Origin of the sequence: Dyella sp., assembly GCF_035486915.1 — a bacterium.
Lineage (GTDB): Bacteria > Pseudomonadota > Gammaproteobacteria > Xanthomonadales > Rhodanobacteraceae > Dyella_B.
Genome location: NZ_DATHMR010000120.1, coordinates 1 through 2467 on the forward strand (window position 1 = coordinate 1; position 2467 = coordinate 2467).

2 protein-coding genes and 1 pseudogene are annotated in these 2467 nt (G+C 59.6%); 2 read left to right on the forward strand and 1 reads right to left on the reverse strand.

The features are described from left to right. Positions 1-308: 308 nt before the first annotated feature. Positions 309-857: a hypothetical protein gene (locus tag VK725_RS09385; protein ID WP_325317790.1), complete on the reverse strand. Its 549-nt coding sequence runs from the start codon at positions 855-857 to the stop codon at positions 309-311. 153 nt (positions 858-1010) lie between these two features. On the opposite strand from VK725_RS09385, the gene panE reads away from it, so the two are divergent. Beyond that, positions 1011-1946: a 2-dehydropantoate 2-reductase gene (gene panE, locus VK725_RS09390; protein ID WP_325317791.1), complete on the forward strand. Its 936-nt coding sequence runs from the start codon at positions 1011-1013 to the stop codon at positions 1944-1946. 137 nt (positions 1947-2083) lie between these two features. Continuing rightward, positions 2084-2467 (forward strand): annotated as a pseudogene (locus VK725_RS09395) (FAD-linked oxidoreductase); the annotation flags it as partial.

Genomic DNA, 2467 nt, shown 5'->3' on the forward strand with positions numbered 1-2467 from the left:
AATAGAGCCCACGCCGTGCCGATGCATGGTGGCACCAAAACAGCGATGCTCAGTGCGATTCGAATCGGCCATTTCTTCAAGGACATCAGCGTTCACCAGCAAACCGTTTCGGCGAGTGTAGCGTCAGTGAAGGGTATCGAAGCGCGGGAGATGTGAAGTGACGATCCATGCATCGAACGACCCAAACCTGACGCCGCGGCAATGGCTCGCTATCGGCGCCACGCGCTAGCTATTCGTGCATGGTGCTGGTACTGGGAAGACAAGCGGACAACCCGGACGCCTGTCCGGGCTGCACGTGTATATCGACTTCAGATGTCGGTATCGGCGAGGCTGACGGTCACGAAGGTGCGATGATAGAAACGCGCACGCAACGTGCCGTCATTCAATGTATAGCCACTGGCCGGGACGAGATCCTCGGTGGAATTTTCGGTGACATTACTCGCATACGGACCCACGTACTGCACGCTCCATGGTTCTCCGCCAACTCCGATCAGCGATTGCGCCGAACCTCCGCTGTTCTGCATTGATATCGCAACGCGACCATCTTCCGGCAGCACGATTGCCTGATCACTTGTCGGCAGACCCAGGAACGACAACGGCACTGCCTTGACCAGATGCATGTTCGGGCAATCCCGATTGCACATGGCGATATTGAGCATGGCGACAAACTGCGCATTGACCGCGTGGATTTTGATCACGTCACCTTTCTTTAACATGGCGGTGCTTTCGAATACGACGGCTTGTCCGTTGCGGTCGTTTTTGGCAACGGTAAATACGGGGGTGTCCGCAGCCTTCGTGATCGTCGTGAAGGTTAACGCGATGGCTGCAATGGCGATGACAGTGCGTGAGAGGGACATGAGTCGGATCTCCGGTGAGCGCTCAACGAATCGATGCCACGGGCTGATCATACTCTGGTTTATGCGGCGCGGTTTTACATTAACCCGTTAACGCCAGACAAAGAAACGGTGTCGGATACTACGCATTCACGTTGCGCATCAGGCTGATCGACCATGAAGATTCTTGTAGTAGGCGCGGGTGCCACCGGCGGTTATTTCGGTGGCCGTTTGGCGGAAAGCGGACAGGACGTGACCTTCCTTGTACGTAAGCACCGCGCCGAATCGCTGGCCAAAGACGGTCTGGTCATTCGCAGCCCCGCAGGCGATGTGACGATACCTTCACCAAAGACTGCGCAAGCGGACACGTTGAGGCAGCATTTCGACCTGATCATCGTCAGCTGCAAGGCCTATCACTTGAAGCAGGTGATAGAGGATATGGCGCCAGCTGTCGGTCCGCAGACGATGATCCTGCCGCTGCTCAACGGCATGCGTCATCTCGATGAGCTCGATGCGCGCTTTGGCGCCGAGCACGTCTTGGGCGGTCAGTGCGTGATTGCAGCGACGCTCGATGCCGAAGGTGTCGTGCGCCATTTGAATGCCGCTGCCAGCATCACCTTCGGGGAGCGCAACGGCTCGCGCTCGGAACGTATCGAGCGCGTCGCGCAAGCCATGTCGAAGGTCCGCTTCGAGGCGCGCCTCAGCACCACGATCTTGCAAGACATGTGGGACAAATGGGTGTTCCTGGCCTCGCTGGCGGGCATCACGTGCCTGATGCGCGCGCCTATCGGCGACATCGTGGGGGCGCCGGGCGGCACGCATGCGATACAGAGTTTGCTCGGGGATTGCCGCAGTGTTGCAGAGGCCTGCGGTCATGCACCGAGCGATCCGGTGATTCAGCGCGCCAAATCCGTGCTGACGGAGCAGGGTTCCACGCTAAGTGCCTCGATGATGCGCGATCTTGAGCAGGGCGCTTCGATTGAGGCCGATCACGTAGTAGGAGATCTGCTCGCCCGGGGTGAAGCAGCAGGATCGAATCTGTCGATGCTTCGACTGGCCTACGCGCATCTGAAGGCTTACGAGGCGCGCCGGGCTCACGGTTCCAAAGCCTGAGGGCAACACTCAACTCGTCCCTCGGCACCGCCGCTCGTCACAACGCACGCTCGGTTCATCCCCTTGAGGTAGTCCTTGGCCCTTCTGGCGCGGACAGTGACGTCACCCAAGGCCAGATTGCCCGGAGAGGGATTTTCATGAACAGACGTGACGTACTGAAGGCTGCCTTTGCGCTTCCGTTTCTGTCAGGCGTGATGACCGGCGGCATCGCATCGGCGTTGGCGGCAACCGGAAGAAAAGTGGCGAACGCGTTCCGTTCGCGTGTGCGCCCGGGCGATCCGGGGTGGCCTTCGCTTGCGGAGTGGGCTGGTTTGAAGAACGAGGTGGGCGGACGCCTCTTGAAGCTGCAGTCCCCGTTTGCCGACCCCAACTCGGCGGCCTGTCATGACGCGCTCAAGCACATCAAGAATCCTTTTTTTATCGGCGACGAGCCTGCACTCACGCAGACCAGCGGCTGGGCGGATGCCTGGGTCTCGCGACCCAGCGCCTATGCGGTGGCTGCCGAAAGCACGGCGGACGTC